Origin of the sequence: Wolbachia endosymbiont (group A) of Andrena helvola, assembly GCF_964028415.1 — a bacterium.
Lineage (GTDB): Bacteria > Pseudomonadota > Alphaproteobacteria > Rickettsiales > Anaplasmataceae > Wolbachia > Wolbachia pipientis.
Map to the genome: position 1 here is coordinate 61,798 of NZ_OZ034779.1, position 17,148 is coordinate 78,945.

General features: G+C 34.0%; 16 protein-coding genes, 1 other RNA gene and 4 pseudogenes. 12 read left to right on the forward strand and 9 right to left on the reverse strand.

Annotated features, from left to right (window positions below; all coding sequences use genetic code 11):
- Positions 1–20: 20 nt before the first annotated feature.
- Entirely contained in the window at positions 21–725 is a 705-nt protein-coding gene (locus tag ABWU73_RS00340; protein WP_265017807.1) for a DsbA family protein, read from the forward strand.
- Between the two features lie 29 nt (positions 726–754).
- Here ABWU73_RS00340 and ABWU73_RS00345 read toward each other — a convergent pair whose 3' ends face one another.
- Positions 755–1,033 (reverse strand): DUF2671 domain-containing protein, encoded by a 279-nt coding sequence (locus ABWU73_RS00345; protein ID WP_006279425.1) that lies wholly within the window; start codon positions 1,031–1,033, stop codon positions 755–757.
- 250 nt (positions 1,034–1,283) lie between these two features.
- Here ABWU73_RS00345 and ABWU73_RS00350 point away from each other — a divergent pair, with 250 nt between their 5' ends.
- On the forward strand, positions 1,284–1,931 hold the full coding sequence (locus ABWU73_RS00350) for an O-methyltransferase (RefSeq protein WP_010081993.1): 648 nt from the start codon (positions 1,284–1,286) through the stop codon (positions 1,929–1,931).
- Position 1,932: 1 nt separating this feature from the next.
- Here ABWU73_RS00350 and ABWU73_RS00355 read toward each other — a convergent pair whose 3' ends face one another.
- Positions 1,933–2,586, reverse strand: a complete 654-nt coding sequence (locus ABWU73_RS00355) for a glutathione S-transferase family protein (protein ID WP_010081992.1) — start codon at positions 2,584–2,586, stop codon at positions 1,933–1,935.
- Between the two features lie 107 nt (positions 2,587–2,693).
- A pseudogene (locus ABWU73_RS08120) lies at positions 2,694–2,810 on the reverse strand (WPE palindromic element domain-containing protein); the annotation flags it as partial.
- A gap of 236 nt (positions 2,811–3,046) precedes the next feature.
- On the opposite strand from ABWU73_RS08120, the gene ffs reads away from it, so the two are divergent.
- The 7 genes from ffs to dnaN all read left to right on the forward strand — a co-directional run bounded on the left by ffs (position 3,047) and on the right by dnaN (position 9,354).
- Positions 3,047–3,136: signal recognition particle sRNA small type (gene ffs, locus ABWU73_RS00365), an RNA gene on the forward strand.
- A gap of 21 nt (positions 3,137–3,157) precedes the next feature.
- Positions 3,158–4,759 (forward strand): DNA polymerase III subunit gamma/tau, encoded by a 1,602-nt coding sequence (gene dnaX / locus ABWU73_RS00370; RefSeq protein WP_010963016.1) that lies wholly within the window; start codon positions 3,158–3,160, stop codon positions 4,757–4,759.
- Between the two features lie 3 nt (positions 4,760–4,762).
- Positions 4,763–5,095: a YbaB/EbfC family nucleoid-associated protein gene (locus tag ABWU73_RS00375; protein ID WP_010963017.1), complete on the forward strand. Its 333-nt coding sequence runs from the start codon at positions 4,763–4,765 to the stop codon at positions 5,093–5,095.
- 589 nt (positions 5,096–5,684) lie between these two features.
- Entirely contained in the window at positions 5,685–6,371 is a 687-nt protein-coding gene (locus tag ABWU73_RS00380) for an acyloxyacyl hydrolase (RefSeq protein ID WP_265017806.1), read from the forward strand.
- A gap of 318 nt (positions 6,372–6,689) precedes the next feature.
- Positions 6,690–7,583 carry an RNA polymerase factor sigma-32 gene (locus ABWU73_RS00385; RefSeq protein ID WP_264329481.1) on the forward strand — a complete coding sequence of 298 codons (894 nt, stop codon included), beginning with the start codon at positions 6,690–6,692 and terminating at the stop codon, positions 7,581–7,583.
- Positions 7,576–8,073, forward strand: coding sequence for an invasion associated locus B family protein (locus ABWU73_RS00390; protein ID WP_006279310.1), 498 nt, complete (start codon positions 7,576–7,578; stop codon positions 8,071–8,073). The genes ABWU73_RS00385 and ABWU73_RS00390 overlap by 8 nt, the downstream gene beginning before the upstream one ends.
- 123 nt (positions 8,074–8,196) lie before the next feature.
- Positions 8,197–9,354, forward strand: coding sequence for a DNA polymerase III subunit beta (dnaN, locus tag ABWU73_RS00395; protein WP_038199350.1), 1,158 nt, complete (start codon positions 8,197–8,199; stop codon positions 9,352–9,354).
- 79 nt (positions 9,355–9,433) lie between these two features.
- On the opposite strand, the gene truA is transcribed toward dnaN, so the two are convergent.
- Both truA and ABWU73_RS00405 read right to left on the reverse strand, forming a co-directional pair.
- Positions 9,434–10,171, reverse strand: a complete 738-nt coding sequence (gene truA, locus ABWU73_RS00400) for a tRNA pseudouridine(38-40) synthase TruA (protein ID WP_010963021.1) — start codon at positions 10,169–10,171, stop codon at positions 9,434–9,436.
- A gap of 71 nt (positions 10,172–10,242) precedes the next feature.
- A pseudogene (locus tag ABWU73_RS00405) lies at positions 10,243–10,365 on the reverse strand (IS630 transposase-related protein); the annotation flags it as partial.
- Positions 10,366–10,484: 119 nt separating this feature from the next.
- Between ABWU73_RS00405 and ABWU73_RS00410 the strand changes: the two are divergent.
- Positions 10,485–11,317: pseudogene (locus ABWU73_RS00410) on the forward strand (IS5 family transposase).
- 86 nt (positions 11,318–11,403) lie between these two features.
- Positions 11,404–12,236: pseudogene (locus ABWU73_RS00415) on the forward strand (IS5 family transposase).
- 251 nt (positions 12,237–12,487) lie between these two features.
- On the opposite strand, the gene ABWU73_RS00420 reads toward ABWU73_RS00415, so the two are convergent.
- The 3 genes from ABWU73_RS00420 to ABWU73_RS00430 form a co-directional block, all read right to left on the reverse strand.
- Positions 12,488–13,246, reverse strand: a complete 759-nt coding sequence (locus tag ABWU73_RS00420) for a cytochrome c1 (RefSeq protein WP_010963022.1) — start codon at positions 13,244–13,246, stop codon at positions 12,488–12,490.
- Between the two features lie 368 nt (positions 13,247–13,614).
- Positions 13,615–14,844, reverse strand: coding sequence for a cytochrome b (locus ABWU73_RS00425; RefSeq protein WP_006280242.1), 1,230 nt, complete (start codon positions 14,842–14,844; stop codon positions 13,615–13,617).
- A gap of 104 nt (positions 14,845–14,948) precedes the next feature.
- Positions 14,949–15,119, reverse strand: coding sequence for a J domain-containing protein (locus ABWU73_RS00430; RefSeq protein ID WP_010082675.1), 171 nt, complete (start codon positions 15,117–15,119; stop codon positions 14,949–14,951).
- Between the two features lie 68 nt (positions 15,120–15,187).
- Between ABWU73_RS00430 and ABWU73_RS00435 the strand changes: the two genes are divergently transcribed.
- On the forward strand, positions 15,188–16,717 hold the full coding sequence (locus ABWU73_RS00435) for an N-acetylmuramoyl-L-alanine amidase (RefSeq protein ID WP_353285489.1): 1,530 nt from the start codon (positions 15,188–15,190) through the stop codon (positions 16,715–16,717).
- Positions 16,718–16,736: 19 nt separating this feature from the next.
- Here ABWU73_RS00435 and ABWU73_RS00440 read toward each other — a convergent pair whose 3' ends face one another.
- Positions 16,737–16,988, reverse strand: coding sequence for a J domain-containing protein (locus ABWU73_RS00440; RefSeq protein WP_223823149.1), 252 nt, complete (start codon positions 16,986–16,988; stop codon positions 16,737–16,739).
- Between the last annotated feature and the right edge of the window lie 160 nt (positions 16,989–17,148).

Here is a 17,148-nt window from a genome sequence, read left to right on the forward strand (position 1 = left end):
AGTTAAGTGTTTATATTGTAATGATTTTTAGACTATTGTTTTTATTAATTTTCATAAGTGTTAATTCTTATGCAGTTGTTAAGCAAGATTTATCCGATAACCAATACATTCAAAAAAAACCCAATGAAATAACATCAAATGAGCTATTATCGCCATTACCTAATGATAAATTATTAGGAGATCCAAAAGCACCAATTCTAATGATAGAATATGCTTCATTAACTTGTTATCACTGCTCTCTTTTTCATAGGAATGTTTTTCCTAAAATTAAAGAGAAATATATAGACACAGGTAAGATGTTATATATATTTCGTCATTTTCCTTTGGATTACAGAGGGCTAAAGGCTGCAATGCTAAGTCATTGCTACGAAAAACAAGAAGACTACTTTAATTTTAACAAAGCTGTTTTTAACTCAATAGATTCGTGGAATTACTACAATTTAAGTGATTTGACTTTACTACAAAGAATTGCTGCACTAAGCAACTTAAAGCAAGATACATTTAACCAATGCATTAATGATAAGAAAATAATGGATAAAATCGTAAATGATAAATCACTGGCAATTAATAAACTTGGTATCACAGCCACTCCAATATTTTTCATCAAGCTTAACGATGATAAATCATATATAGAGCATAATAAAGTTAAACATGGAGGGTATAAAGAGCTGAAATATTTCACTAATGTGATAGATAAATTATATGGAAAAGCTATAGTGAAGTAATACCACTGTAGCTTACCATATAAAAGACTCTATGCTGAGTCATTGTTTTTCACTACTGTTTGTTGTTTTTTACGCTCAAACTCTCTTTTTTTACTGTGCCAAGTGTAGTAATACATAGCGATTTTATTCTCTATTAATACTATTGTCCCATCATAAAACTGAACCATATCCATAACTTTTCTCTGAGCTTCATCAAAACGTTCTTTATACTTTTCACGATAAGCTGGATTATGTAGTAACATAACCCCTTCATTCTTGTTAGATTTTTTGTTTAACGTTTCAACTTCACCAGCAATAGTATAAGACATATAACCCCCTCTAATTGATTATAAAAATTATATTTTAAAAAGAGAAATGCGCATAAACAATCCCTTTAATTCTAGCATAATAATCGACTGTTTATTATACTAGTTAACTATAGTACGATATATAATAATTTTTGTCACTTAAAATTTTATACTATGAAATAATAACTTAAAATAAATGTTTTTATTATTTTAAACTATATTATTATATTTATAAATTGTGTATGAATTAAGTCTCCCTAATTTATAATATATGCGTAATAATTTTAGTATAAAATTGTCATACATAAGAAATCTATTTGCAAAAGAATATAAAAAAATAGAAGAATATTGTATTCTTGAAAAAAAGCAACATATTCAAATTGGCCCTGAAGAAGGAAAGCTATTAAGTTTATTTATAAAAATCCAAAAAATCAAAAGTATTGTTGAGATTGGCACGTTATACGGTTACTCGTCGATTTGCATGGCAAAAGCTCTACTAAAAGACGGTCATATATATACAATAGAAAATAATCCTCAACACTCAAGAATAGCAAAAAAAAATTTTAGTGCTTTTAATCTAAGTGATAAAATTACTCTAATAGAAGGCGATGCACTGGAAAAAATTAATGAATTATCAGCAAAAGCACCATTTGACATGATATTTATTGATGCTGACAAAAGTAGTTATCCTAAGTATTTAGATTGGGCAGAGTCATACATTAAACAAGATGGGCTAATCGTTGCAGATAACACTCTACTGTTTAACACAGTATTTTTAGAATCGCCTCCAAAAGAAGTATCAGAAAAATCATGGCATGCCATGAGGGAGTTTAATAATAGATTATCAGATGAAAAAAAATATTTCTCTATATTGATTCCAACTGATGAAGGAATGACTGTAGCTTTAAAGCTAACATAAGTTAAAAATCAAGGTCAGCATAATGTTTAGGAGGGATTAAACCAGAAATCCTCTCTAATAATATCTCACGAAAACAAGGCTTTGATTTAACAATGGAGTACCATTCTTTTAAAATTTTACTTTTTTCCCATGGAAAACTACTTACATAATCCATTACGGAAATATGCGATGCTAAAGTAATATCAGCTAAAGTGAACTTATCAGTTGCAAGCCAAACGTTCTTGTTAATTAAGTGTTCGGTGTATTCCATATGGCAAGGCAGGTTATGCTGAGCTGCATGAAGAAATCTAGAGTCAGGGCTGCGGTTAGTAATTACTTTTTCATTCATAATATACTTAGTAACTTCATTGTAAAATTTGTTATCGAACCAATTGATTAGAGCGCGTATTTTAGACTTAATAATAGTGGATGAACCAAGTAATTTGACGTCGCTATTGTAAGTCTCTTCTATATATTCACAAATGGCATTACTATCCGCTATTACAAAGTTATTATCTATTAACACTGGTACTTGCCCGGTTGGATTGATCTCCATAAATTCATTCCGCTTTTCCCACGGATTTTCATACACTAGATCACAGCCTAATTTTTTTTCTTTTAGAAAAGCTCTAACTTTTCGTGAAAATGGACAAAGAGGAAAATGATATAAAATCATAATGTTCCTCTTTTGTTATACCAATATCCTTTTTTTGTTACTCTATGGCTTGACCTACAACTGTACGAACTTTCTTTGTAGTCCACAGAAGTTTGCGTAGCAGGTAGTGTCATGCAAGTAGCTGACACTGGAATCCAGTTCTTGTTATACAATTGCCTAGTGCGCTCATTTACAGTTAAGTTTTCTGGATCCAAGTAGTCAAGCACTGGGATGACATCCTTTTCGGTAAAAATTGCTCTTATATCACAACATTCATACAGCTGTATGCCTAGGCACTGGGATGACATAAATAAGCGCTGAAATGACATAAATAAACATTGGAGTGACAATCTTGTAGTGACTTGCATGACAACTAACTTTTTGTTTACTTCAAAATAGCACTGTAAAAAATTTAACATATCAAATTATAGAGCTAATATAGGATATACCTTGCTAAATAAAAAAAAAAGTATAATATTTTATAAGGTATGCAGGCAAAAACTCTGTAATTTGGTCAGATCAGAAATGAAGCAGCCATATCAGAACCTTTTTGGGTTGCATACCTATTTCATTATTTGTTTTATCCGAGGCTATGAATATAGCATTAAAACATCGTCCTAGTAGCTTCAAAGATCTAGTAGGTCAAGATATATTAGTGCGTGTATTAGAAAATGCTTTTATTTTAAACAAAATCCCACAATCTATACTGCTCTCTGGTAGTAGTGGAGTTGGTAAAACCACCACTGCAAGGATAATAGCTTTATGTTTGAATTGTTCCCTGGGGCCAATTTTTGAACCTTGCGGATCATGTGAAAATTGTCTAGCAATAAAAAATTCAAGCCATCCAGATGTAATTGAAATCGATGCAGCAAGTCACACTAGCATTGACGATATTAAAGTAATCCTGGGAGATATTTGCTATTCACCTATAAGCTCTAAATTCAAAGTCTACATTATAGATGAAGTACACATGCTATCTAGCAGTGCATTTAACGCATTACTTAAAACCCTAGAAGAGCCACCATCTAGTGTAAAGTTCATTTTAGCAACTACGGAAATAAAAAAGATACCAATAACTATTATTGCACGTTGTCAAAGATTTGATTTACACAACATTCCTGTAGCTAAAATAGTGGAACGTTTAAATGATGTTGCACAAAAAGAGAGTTATTCCATTGAAAAGGGAGCATTAGAATTAATTGCACGACACTCTGGAAATTCAATGCGTAACGCCTTGTTTTTGATGAATCAAGCAGTGCTATATAGCAAAGATGGTGCAATATCCACTAAAAATGTGACAGACATACTTGGCCTAGTGGATAAAGATATTATATTTGATCTATTAGGGGCAATATTAGAAGGTGATTTACAGAAAGCTCTATCAGTGTTTGACAAGGCGGTAAAAACAGCAAACCCACTTAGTATTTTTGAAGGTCTATTGCAAACAATTCAGTTAGTATGCCGTTTTTTGATTACAAAAGAGATTGATAATGCAGTTACAGAGCATGAAAAGAATAGGATAAAAGATTTAAGTATAAAGAGATCTTTAATATTTTTTTCGAGATTGTGGAAGATGTTGCTTAAAGGTATTCAAGATATAAAAACTTCAACATGCAACGATGTTGCTGCTGAAATGATGTTAATTAGCCTCTGTTATCTTTCTGATCTGCCTTCTCCGGAACAGGTGATCAAAAAAGTTCTTTCGCAGAATGTAGAGCAAGGAAATAGACAGGGCAGACCTGTTGCACCTTCCCCCTCTGTCATCCAAGTAGCTGACTACTCGGATCCAAAAAAATATGTGGAAAGTAAACAACAACCCCACTCTGTCATCCCAGTGCGTGACACTGGGATCCATGTGGAAAATAAACAACAAAATTACGATTTTGATAAGATTTTGCAACTATTAAGGCGAAGTAACCAAATTTATCTTTACAAACAACTGTGTAATAATCTACAATTAATAGATTGTAAACCTGGATATTTAAAATTAAAAGCTGTATCTAAGTTGGATAGTAATTTTTGCAATGATTTAAAAAATTACTTAAACCAGGTGACTCAGCAAGAGTGGGTTGTTGCAGTTGATACAGGTTATATAAACAGGGAAGTGAGTAATTTAAATTATGCACCTGCAGTTAAGGATATCCTTGACACGTTTAAAGGTGCAAAAGTAGTTAATATAGAAAATAAGGAGTAAGTTGTGGATTTTAGTCAAATAATGAAACAAGCGCAAGAGATGCAAAAAAAGCTTGCAGAAGCTCAAGAAAAATATGTTGGAAAAGAGTTTCAAGGTATTTCTGGTGGTGGCAAAGTTTCTGTATTAGTGGAAGTCATAAAAATAGGTAGCTATAAAGCTAAAAAGGTGAACATAGACTTAGAACTTATGAGAAATGAGGAAAAAGATATAGTAGAGGATTTAGTAACAGCAGCGTTTAATGATGCCGTTAAAAAAGCAGAAGAAGATATGGCGAATGCAACTTCTGATCTTGCAGGTATGATGGGTTTACCATCTGGGTTTAAACTTCCTTTTTGAATTTACTACTGAAGTTTCTTTTAGTGTAAGTATTTTTTTTCTAATATTCCCAACGCTAGTACTTCTTCATATAATGTACCTATACTAGCATAGCCCTACGTCATACCGTGATTCATTCCACAACTGTACAAACATTGCAATATGGCACATAGTAAACGATGTCATTCCAGTCTGGAATCCAGCCTTGCCGTAATCTCATCAAGAACATTGTGTTTTAACATAAAACGGCTACTTTTATGCTTACCAACTTAATAAAATTCCTGGATCCCAGACTGGGATGACAAGAAGATGGTACTTGGATAAGAGGCATTGCCCTCCTGGTAGGCCCAAATTGCAATGTTCGTACAGTTGTGGATTTCTCATCCGCTAACAAGCAGCGAGATGACGAGGTCTTTCGATAGTAAATCTTACCTGTGTTAGCTATACCAAAAAATCAAAAGTCGTATTTATTCATTAATAAAATCTTTGTCTTCTCCTAAAAATTAGTTAAAATGTAGAATATTTTGTGTTATTAAGTTAGCACTTGACTTAACTTTAGTTGTTACTTAGACTGCTAAAGTGGAATTTTAATTTTTTTACGAGGACAATTATGCATTATAAAAAGTTTTTTTCAGCAGCCGCTTTAGCAACGTTGCTAAGTTTATCAAACTCTGCTTTTTCAGATCCTGTTGGTTCAATAAGTGATGAAGAAACTAGTTACTATGTTCGTTTGCAATACAACGGTGAAATTTTACCTCTTTTCACAAAAGTTGATGGTATTACCTATAAGAAAGACAATAGTGATTACAGTCCATTAAAAGCGTCTTTTCTAGCTGGTGGTGGTGCGTTTGGTTACAAAATGGACGACATCAGGGTTGATGTTGAAGGAGTTTATTCATACCTAAACAAAAATAATGTTACAGATGCAAGATTTACGCCAGATACTATTGCAGACAGTGTAACAGCAATTTCAGGGCTAGTTAACGTTTATTACGATATAGCAATTGAAGATATGCCTATCACTCCATATGTTGGTGTTGGTGTTGGTGCAGCGTATATTAGCACTCCTTTGAAAGACGCTGTGAATGATCAAAAAAGTAAATTTGGTTTTGCTGGTCAAGTAAAAGCTGGTGTTAGTTATGATGTAACTCCAGAAGTCAAACTTTATGCTGGAGCTCGTTATTTCGGTTCTTATGGTGCTAATTTCGATAAAAGCGGTGGTGAGAAAGACAAAGGAGGATATACAGTCCTTTACAGCACTGTTGGTGCAGAAGCTGGAGTAGCGTTTAATTTTTAGTCTATCTCAGTCTTGTTATCCCAGTGGGTTTTTTCTTGTCATTCAAGTAGCATGACACTGGGATCTAGAAAAAAGAAATGTGGATTCCAGTGTCAAGGCACTGGAATAACACTATTTGCTATGTGTTTAAGCTATAACGTTTACCATTGTACTGGTAGAATATCATCTAAAGTTACATAATGTTATCCAATTAGCTAACACTGCGGCCTACTGTCTCCAAGAAATTAGATGGAAAATTTGTACTTTTTTCAAATCAAAGCTTGAATTTTTGCTGGAAAATCAATATATTATATGCATGAAGTTTTAATTTAAGTTGTTATGTTGACCCCAATGGCAAGCTTATGTGTCGATAGCAGAACCAATCTCATGCAATATATTGCTAGGGTGCGAAAATTTCCCATGCTGTCTCAAGAGGAAGAAGTACAACTAGCAAAAAATTGGAACCAATACAAGGATATTTCTTCTGCTCATAAATTGATTACCAGCCATTTGAATTTGGTAGTGAAAATTGCAATGAAATTCAAAAATTATGGACTATTGTTGATGGACCTGGTCATGGAAGGGAATATGGGTTTAATGCATGCAGTAAAAAAGTTTAATCCTGATTTAGGGTTTCGTTTTTCAACTTATGCAGTGTGGTGGATTGAAGCTTCAATAAAAGACTTTATATTGAAATCTTGGTCATTTGTGAAAATAGGCACAACGCAAGCACAAAGAAGATTATTTTTTAGTTTACGTAAAATAAAAAAAAGAATTTTACAGTATACAAACAGAGAAACTTTAAATAATGAAGAAATAAAAGCAATATCTAATGAGCTTTCTGTATCCGAAGGAGATGTTATACAAATGAATTACCGTTTGGCTTGTAAGGATCAGTCGCTAAACGATTGCATAAAAATAGGTGATGACTCTAAAAGGGAGTTACAAGATATGATCCCATGTAACTTGGTCAGTCAAGAAGTAACCTATCAGAATCATGAAGAAAAAGAATTAAAAGAAGCAATTTTAAACAATGCACTAGCGAGCCTCAACGAAAGGGCAAGAGACATTTTTATCAGTAGATATTTGTCTGAAAACATTCAAACTCTGGATGAACTTAGTAAAAAATATTGTGTTTCAAGAGAAAGAATAAGGCAGTTGGCTGAGCAGGCGATGGCTAAGGTAAAACAATATATACAATCTGAAAGTTTGAAATTTTGTTTGCATGCGTAGTTTTTTTATATTTCTAATATTTTTTTCGATAGGCGCTTTTGCATCGGTTAGTGATGTACAATTGAAGGAAAAATATAAAGATTGGCTCGTGTATACTGCATTGGAAGATGGAGAGAAAGTATGTTATATTGTATCCTATCCTAAAAAAAAAAGCGAATATTATACAACCAATCGCAAGCCGTATGTAATGGTTAGTTATGTTGATAAAAAAGCAGATGAGGTAAGCGTTACCTCTGGTTTTCAGTATGATAAGGAGCCTGTAGCTCTCAATATCGACAAAAAAATTAAATATACACTGCCCATAATACAGGGAAGTTTTGCGTGGGCAGAGCATACAAAAATAGATCAAGATCTCATTCTAAAAATGAAGCAGGGATTATCAATGGTAGTTAATGGAAAAACAAAAACAGTGACCATTGATGATACTTATTCCCTACTTGGTTTTCAAAAAGCGTATCAAAAAATGCATGATTTATGCCATACAAAGTAAATTATTGTAACAGAATACCCAGCTATAGTATAAACTAGACTACTCTTTCAATGGAAATATAAATAGCACTTTACTTTATATGGGATGTGGATATCATTTAAAATATATTTTTGAGAGTTAGCAATGTCAGAGGTTGCAGGTGTAGATACAGAAATCAAAAAGCAAAATTCTGTGTGCGAGCAGATGCGTTTTAGCGTGAGCCGCACAAGTCTTTTAAATACATTATCCAGAGTAAGTGGAGTGGTTGAAAGGCGTAATGCAATAGATGTTTTGGCGTGTATAAATATCAAAGCACAACACGGCAGCATAAAATTAATGGCAACTGATCTTGACATTTCAATGTTTGCCTCACTTGCTGCAACCGTATTAACAGAAGGAGAAGTAAAAATTTCAGCGCATACTTTACATGACATAGTGAAGAAGTTACCCGCTGATTTGGATGTCAATTTTGAAGTAAACAACCAAGGAAAATTATTGATGTCTTGCGGAAATGCAAACTTTTCTTTACCGAATGTAGTTTCAAGCAGCTTTCCTGCTCTTGAAGAAGACAATTATAAACATGATTTTACTCTACTAAATACAGACCTGATAGACTTATTAACTAAAACAAAATTTGCTGTATCACTAGATGATACAAGGTATAATTTAAATGGAATATATCTACATACAGATGAGCAATTTCTGTACTGCGTTGCAACTGATGGCCATCGTTTATCATGTATAAAGAGGCCAAAGCCTGGGAACATCAATGGCGAATTTGGTGTGATCATTCCACGTAAAACTGTTATGGAGCTGTTAAAAATATTGGACGATTGTAATGAAATTAAAGTAAAACTCTCAGACAGAAAAATCAAGTTTACATGCGGTGAATATATTCTAATATCAAAATTAATAGATGGAACTTTTCCAAATTATAAAGCAGTTATTCCAGCATCTCAAGATAAGCATATGATTATTGAAAGTAAAAAACTTTCAGACGTTATAGATCGAGTTTCCGTTGTTGTATCTGATAAAGTAAAATCTATTAAATTCTCACTACAAGAAAAGCTGCTAACTCTGCATTCAAACTCCCAAGAGTGCAGTGATGCAACTGAATCCATAGAAGTGGACTACAATGAAGCCCCTATAGAAATAGGGTTCAACTCGCGTTATTTACTTGATGTTCTATCCTGCATAAAAAATAAATGTAAGTTTAGCTTAGCCGATGGTAATAGTGCTACAATTATCACTGATGAAGACGATTCAAGTGCATTATATGTAGTAATGCCAATGAGAACTTAAACTCGTCATCTCGCTGCTTGTTAGCGGAATCTGGAGATACCGTGGCGGTATGGCACTTATTTCACTAGCTTTTATTAAATTAGTAATCTATCTTTACCAAATATAAGCCAAAAGGTGGTGCAGTAACTCCAGCGGCACTTCTTTTGCATTGGTTTAATATATTTAGCATTTCTTGCGGATTGGTTCTATTTTTTCCAAATTCAACTAAAGTACCCACAATAATCCTCACTTGGTTATGTAAAAAGGAAATAGCAGATATTTTGATGTGTATATGATTCCCATTTTGTATTATATCGATATCATCAATTGTTCTTATCGGATTTGCGGCTTGACAATCTTTTGAACGGAAACTTGAAAGGTCATGTTTTCCAAGTAGATGTTTAGCAGCTTCACGCATAATATTTACATCAAGTGGGCTAAACACTTGCCATACATAACCCGTCTCCAGAGCGGCAGGAGCATAGCGATTAACTATTCTATATTCGTAATATCTTTTTTTTGCTGAAAACCGTGCGTGAAACGCATCATCTACAACTTCTGCATTAAGCACGACTATAGGAATTGATTTTAAATGATAGTTTATTGCATTCCTTATTCTATAAAGCTCAAATTCCTTTTCCATATCAAAATGAGCAACTTGTCCTAAAGCATGAACTCCTGCATCAGTCCTGCCACCACAGTACAAAGTAACTTTCTCACCACTAAAATTAAATATAGCATTTTCTATCTTCTCCTGGATTGAGTTAGCAGAGTGTTGCTGTTTTTGCCAACCAGAGAAATTACTACCATTATATTCTACCGTTATTTTGTATCGCACTGCATTACATCAAGCTCTATCTAAAATAGTCATTTTCTATCTTAACATAATTTATGGTCAAGCCTACAGTGCTGCCACTCCCATAAAGTAGTTCGTCCAATCTTAAATCTTGCTGCCACTGCTTCTCTGCTTTCTCCTTCGTCTAGCGCCTCCATTGCTTTTTTTCTTAAATCATAACTATATGCTGCTGGCATTCAACCTCCTTATCATTATCTATCCTTATCACATCCGGACTTCTATGAAAAGAGCTATAAGAGGTTGTCCGGAAACAAGTAAAAGGCTATAATATCTGAAATTTTAGTACGGGGTAAAGATGAGAAAAAAGTATCCAACAGATCTAAGCGAAAGGGAATGGGCAAGAATAGAAAAACACTTCAGAGTATCATACAAGAAAGGAGGAAGGCCGCCAAAGTATAGCAAAAGAGAAATATTAGAAGCAATTTTCTATGTATTGCGTACAGGGTGTCAATGGCGGTATTTACCAAATGATTTTCCGCTATGGAAGACTGTGTATGAGCAGTTCAGGCAATGGAAGAAGCAGGGAATTTTTGAGAAAATGAATTATGAAATTACAAAATATAGTAGAAGAAAAATAGGAAGGAATGAGCAGCCGAGTGCCTGTATAGTAGATAGTCAATCTGTAAAGACTACAGAAAAGGGGGGATCAAAGGCTATGATGGAAGTAAAAAAGTAAAGGGTAGAAAAAGGCATATAATTACAGACACTCAGGGTTTTATACTAGGTTGTTACGTAGGCGCTGCTAACGAAAATGATAGAGATGGTATTAAAATAGCATTAAACAATATGAGAACAAAATATACTAAAGTTAAAAAAATGTGGGCTGACATGGGATACCAAGGAAGAAATTTAAAGAATCACATAAAGGAAGAATATGACATAGATATTGAAATTGTTAAAAGGCCTCCATGTAGATTTTGGGTGCACAAAGATACGCCACCTGAGCTACTACCAACAAGAGAACAAGGGTTTAAAGTACAGCCAAGAAGATGGGTTGTAGAAAGGACTTTTGCTTGGGTTAATAGGAATAGAAGGCTATCGAAGGAGTATGATTTACTCACAACATCCACTGAGAATTTCATATACCTAGCTATGAGTAGGGTTATGTTAAAGAGGGAATATGCTTGAATTTACTAGTTTCCGGACAACCTCTAAGAGGTTGTCCGGAAACAAGTAAAAGGCTATAATATCTGAAATTTTAGTACGGGGTAAAGATGAGAAAAAAGTATCCAACAGATCTAAGCGAAAGGGAATGGGCAAGAATAGAAAAACACTTCAGAGTATCATACAAGAAAGGAGGAAGGCCGCCAAAGTATAGCAAAAGAGAAATATTAGAAGCAATTTTCTATGTATTGCGTACAGGGTGTCAATGGCGGTATTTACCAAATGATTTTCCGCTATGGAAGACTGTGTATGAGCAGTTCAGGCAATGGAAGAAGCAGGGAATTTTTGAGAAAATGAATTATGAAATTACAAAATATAGTAGAAGAAAAATAGGAAGGAATGAGCAGCCGAGTGCCTGTATAGTAGATAGTCAATCTGTAAAGACTACAGAAAAGGGGGGATCAAAGGCTATGATGGAAGTAAAAAAGTAAAGGGTAGAAAAAGGCATATAATTACAGACACTCAGGGTTTTATACTAGGTTGTTACGTAGGCGCTGCTAACGAAAATGATAGAGATGGTATTAAAATAGCATTAAACAATATGAGAACAAAATATACTAAAGTTAAAAAAATGTGGGCTGACATGGGATACCAAGGAAGAAATTTAAAGAATCACATAAAGGAAGAATATAACATAGATATTGAAATTGTTAAAAGGCCTCCATGTAGATTTTGGGTGCACAAAGATACGCCACCTGAGCTACTACCAACAAGAGAACAAGGGTTTAAAGTACAGCCAAGAAGATGGGTTGTAGAAAGGACTTTTGCTTGGGTTAATAGGAATAGAAGGCTATCGAAGGAGTATGATTTACTCACAACATCCACTGAGAATTTCATATACCTAGCTATAAGTAGGGTTATGTTAAAGAGGGAATATGCTTGAATTTACTAGTTTCCGGACAACCTCTAAATCGTGAAAAAGAACTGCTCATTAAGTGCTGTTTGCTTAATAAATTTACTGACATTGGTATGGCTAAATTCGAAATGGCTACATGAATTTATCGTAAATTATTACCGTATAAGGTACGATGCGACAAAGCCATCCCAGTGTCAGCTACTCGGATGACACCGTCATAAAGGAACCAGTGTTAGCTACTTGGATGACAACCATTGTGCTTGAGGCAAAATTGACTATCACTTCTTTTTATAGAGCTTGCTCCAAACTTTGTTGTTAGTTAATACAAAAAACACTGTTAAAATTATAAAATACGCCACTACTTTTAATCCAAGTTTATGCCGGCGCTCTAATTCTGGCTCTGCTGCCCATTGTAAAAAATTTATCACATCATACGCCATATTTTCAACTGTGGCTTGCCTTGCACCATCATATTCCACCATTCCTTCAGAAAGTGGTGGCGCCATAGCTAATCTGCCTGTTGGAAAATACGAATTAAAATATAAATCATTTTCATCGTGTTCGCCGTTTTGATAGCCTGTTAACAATGAATAGACATAATTTGCACCATCATGCCTTGCTTTAATAATTAATGATAAGTCTGGTGGGACTGCACCATTGTTGCTTGCTGCAGCTGCTTCTTTTGTATCAAAAGGCGCAATAAAATAATCCGAAGGTACTCCAGGTCTGTCAAACATTTCACCCAAATCATTCGGACCATCTTTAACTTGATAAGAAGCTGCTATTTGTTTTACATCTTCTTCAGAAAAACCGACATCTTGCAAATTACGAAATGCTACCCTATTCATTGAATGACAAGCAGCACAGACTTCTTTATACACTTTATAGCCACGCTGAATTGACTCTCTATCGAAAGATCCGACAATTCCATCAAATTTCCAGTCTATTTTCTTATTTGGTGATGATTTAAATTCTTCTGCAGATATAAGACTAGATAGAAATAACATGCAGAAGATTGCAAATACATTAGATCCCATGCATAACCACTGTTTTAGTAAATTTCGAATTGATGTCATGCAAGTAGCTGACACTGGAATCCAGCTTATTTCATCACTGACATTATGGTTATCATGCACTCCTAGAATCTGTTGTCCATTGCATGATTTGTAAGTATTTTTATACCTGGATCCCAGTGTCAAGCACTGGGATGACAACGGAAGATAGTGGAATGACACTGTGTGTTGTATACAACGTTCATACAATTGTGTACATGATGCTGGAATCCATTTATTTTTTTTCTGGATCCCAGTGTCAAGCACTGGGATGACAAAAGAGGGCTCTGGGATGACAGAAGAGAGCTCTGGGATGACAGAGAATTTTGTAAGAGATCTGCTTTGAATTGACATCACCTCATCTCCGGCACAGAATCACTTAAGGTTTTTGGTGGTTCTTTTGGCTTTTCATACTTACTAAGCAGTGGTAAAACTATCACAAAGTATGCAAAGTAATAAAGAGTAGATAGCCTACTCATAGTGATGTAAGGCTCTTTTACCTCTTGTCCTCCAAGCCAGGCAAGAAGTACAAAATTTATTGCAAAAACCCAAAAAAATTTCTTAAACACCGGGCGATAAGCACCACTTTTAACTTTTGATTTATCAAGCCAAGGTAACAAAAACCACACTAAAATAGACGCAAACATGGTAAGCACACCAGTAAGTTTATCTGGAATTGAACGTAGCATTGCATAAAAAGGTAAAAAATACCACTCTGGCACTATATGTACCGGAGTGACCATAGAATCAGCTTCTATATAATTGTCTGGATGCCCAAGATAATTGGGAGCATAGAAAACAAATGCGAACAAAACTACAAAAAACAGACCAAAAGTTATGCAATCCTTGACTATATAATAAGGATAGAGAGGGATGGTATCCTTATCTGATTTTACCTCCACTCCACTTGGGTTACCAGAGCCAAACCTATGCAGAGCTATCACATGAAGCATAGCTAAAGCAATAATAACAAAAGGCAGAAGATAATGCAGAGCGAAAAAACGGTTAAGTGTTGGGTTATCCACTGAAAAACCACCCCATAACCATATAACTATTTTATTGCCAATTAAAGGTATAGCAGAAAATAAGTTGGTTATAACTGTTGCACCCCAGAAACTCATTTGTCCCCAAGGCAATACATATCCCATAAAGGCAGTTGCCATCATTGCAAAAAATATAAATATTCCAATAAACCACACCATCTCTCTCGGTCTTTTATAAGATCCGTAATATAATCCACGCATTATATGAACATAGACTACCATAAAGAAGAGCGATGCTCCAACAGCGTGAGTGTAGCGTATTAACCACCCGTAATTCACATCTCGCATTATGCGCTCTACACTATTAAACGCATAATCAACATGCGGAGTGTAGTGCATAGCAAGAAATATACCTGTTATTATTTGTAAAATCAGCGCTATACCAGCCAAAGAGCCAAAGTTCCAAGCATAATTTAAGTTTTTTGGCACTTGGTAAGAAGCAGTGTGTCTTAGAAAAGAAAATATAGGCAATCTATATTCTATCCATCCTAATATGCCTTTTTCTTCTTTTATTGTTTCTTTTTTGTTATCTTCCTGCATAACTTAAACCTTTCTGAACACATGTCCATTGCTACTTTTATCTTATTTTTTTATTGTAGCAACTTATCCTTTACGCACAAATAAAAACTTTAAAGCAATATTAATTACCTCTTCAGCAACCTGTCACGTGCTGCGTTTAATTTTTGTGCAAAATATTCCGAGCCTCCTTTATCTGGGTGAACTAATTTCATTAAATTTTGATATGCTTTATTGATTTCATTTTGGTTCGCTCCAGAATCTATTCCTAGCACTTTAAATGCTCCATCTCTGAACATGTTACTACTACCAGACTAGTATGATTTTGTCTTGTAAATTTATTCAACAACCCTATTCTAACTATATAATGAAAAATTATCTACAAAGTGTTTATGAAGATGGTATGAAAATCCAACTATCTAAAGTCAACAAATATTTATTAGTTTTACTGATTACTGTCTCAGCATTTCTCATATCTGGGCAAGTATCCAGTTCAAGCAATATCGAGAATGATTTTCAAAATTTACAAGAAAAATTACCATTATTGAAAGATCAGGATTTGTTATTTTTAGATCCAGCTTCAGCTTTAAATTATGGTGATAGGGCAGGTAAAAAAGTGTTAATGGTTATAGTTCACCATACTGAAACATCAACACTAAAAGGTACAAAAGATACGCTGAATGCTAGAGGATTGTCAGTTCATTTTATTGTCGATAGGGATGGCAGCATCACCTTAATGGTTCCATTAGAGAAAGAAGCATGGCATGCTGGTATTAGTTATGCAAGAGTTAAGGTAGATAGTAAGCTTGAAGAGTTACGGAAGCTTAACAACTATTCTGTAGGTATTGAAATTGTAAACACAGGACTTGAGCCTTTTCCGGAAGAGCAAATGAGATCTGTTAAAGAGCTGATTTTATACCTTATGGAGCGTTTTAAAATTAAAAGGGATATGATATTTAGTCATTCTGAAATAGGAACTATAGTGTATGATCCAGAGCTTGGCTATACAATGCGTAAACCAGATCCACACAAATTGTTTGATTGGGAGTTATTAGAGAAAAATGAAATTGGATTGCACATAAGTGACAGAATAAACCCTAAAGATGCTAAACACAAAATGGGCAAAACATTGTATAAAGCAGGTGATAGAAATGAAGGTATTTTGAAATTAAAACAAAGGCTGAACAGATTTTTCTATAAGATAGAACCTTGGAATGATAAGAAAGGTAATGTAATTTTTCCTGATAATAATGCTGATTACTCAGATGAGTTTGATGAGAATTTTGTATGGGTTATTTATCAGTTTTCAATACATAATTTACCAAGAGAAATTAGAAAAGATCTACCTCTTAAACTAGAACAAGCAGATATATTTCCTGAATTCTTTAGTGAATATAGTCATGGCATTTCTTCTAGTTATCTAACCTTTAGTGAAAAAATTAAATCGACTCTACAACCATGTTTAAGCAAAGTAGATTATGAGAATTTATTATCTTCTCTTGCACAATATGAGAATAACATTTCTCCTGATGCATCTACCACTTTAATGTACAAAATTAAGTTATACTATGATTCTTATTTAAGATATCGCATATGGTCTTCACTCTATAAACCATTTAAGCTTAATGTATTGGAAGAGTTAGAGATTTTAAAGAGTGGAGTGTTATCTTTAAAATCACTAGATAGCTCTAAAGCTGCAGAAGTTTCCAGTTTAATTGATAGCTTTAAAGTAGATATTTCTTTAGAATTTCAGGGTTTTGAAAAACAGTGGTTTCAGGAGTTTAAGAATGCTTGGAGACAAGAATTTATACCTTCCCTGGAAGAACAGATAACATGGACTGCACTACATGAAGCAATATTGGAGTATTTAGAAAAAGCAAAGGAAGAAATTCGTTAAACGAAAACTTTTTTTAAGATCACTTTTTTAACAATTTATCACGTGCCGCATTTAGCTTTTGCGCAAAATATTCCGAGCCTCCCTTATCTGGGTGAACTAATTTCATTAAATTTTGATATGCTTTATTGATTTCATTTTGACTTGCCTCAGGATTCAGCCCCAGTATCTTTAATGCTTCATCCTTGGACATGTTATCACCAGTGTAATTTTCAGTATAACTTCTACTGCTACTAAATTCGTTCAAAAACTTACTCAATATAGAGTTCATCATGAAACTCATATTATTTTTTTTTGTCAGGAAAAGAAAAAATATAACAACGCTAGGCAAGACAAATGTAATTACTATGAATACTAAAAAAAGAAAAAAGATGAATGACATGTATATTTTTTTATCATTTTATGATTAAATAGTAACAATTATAATTGTCATG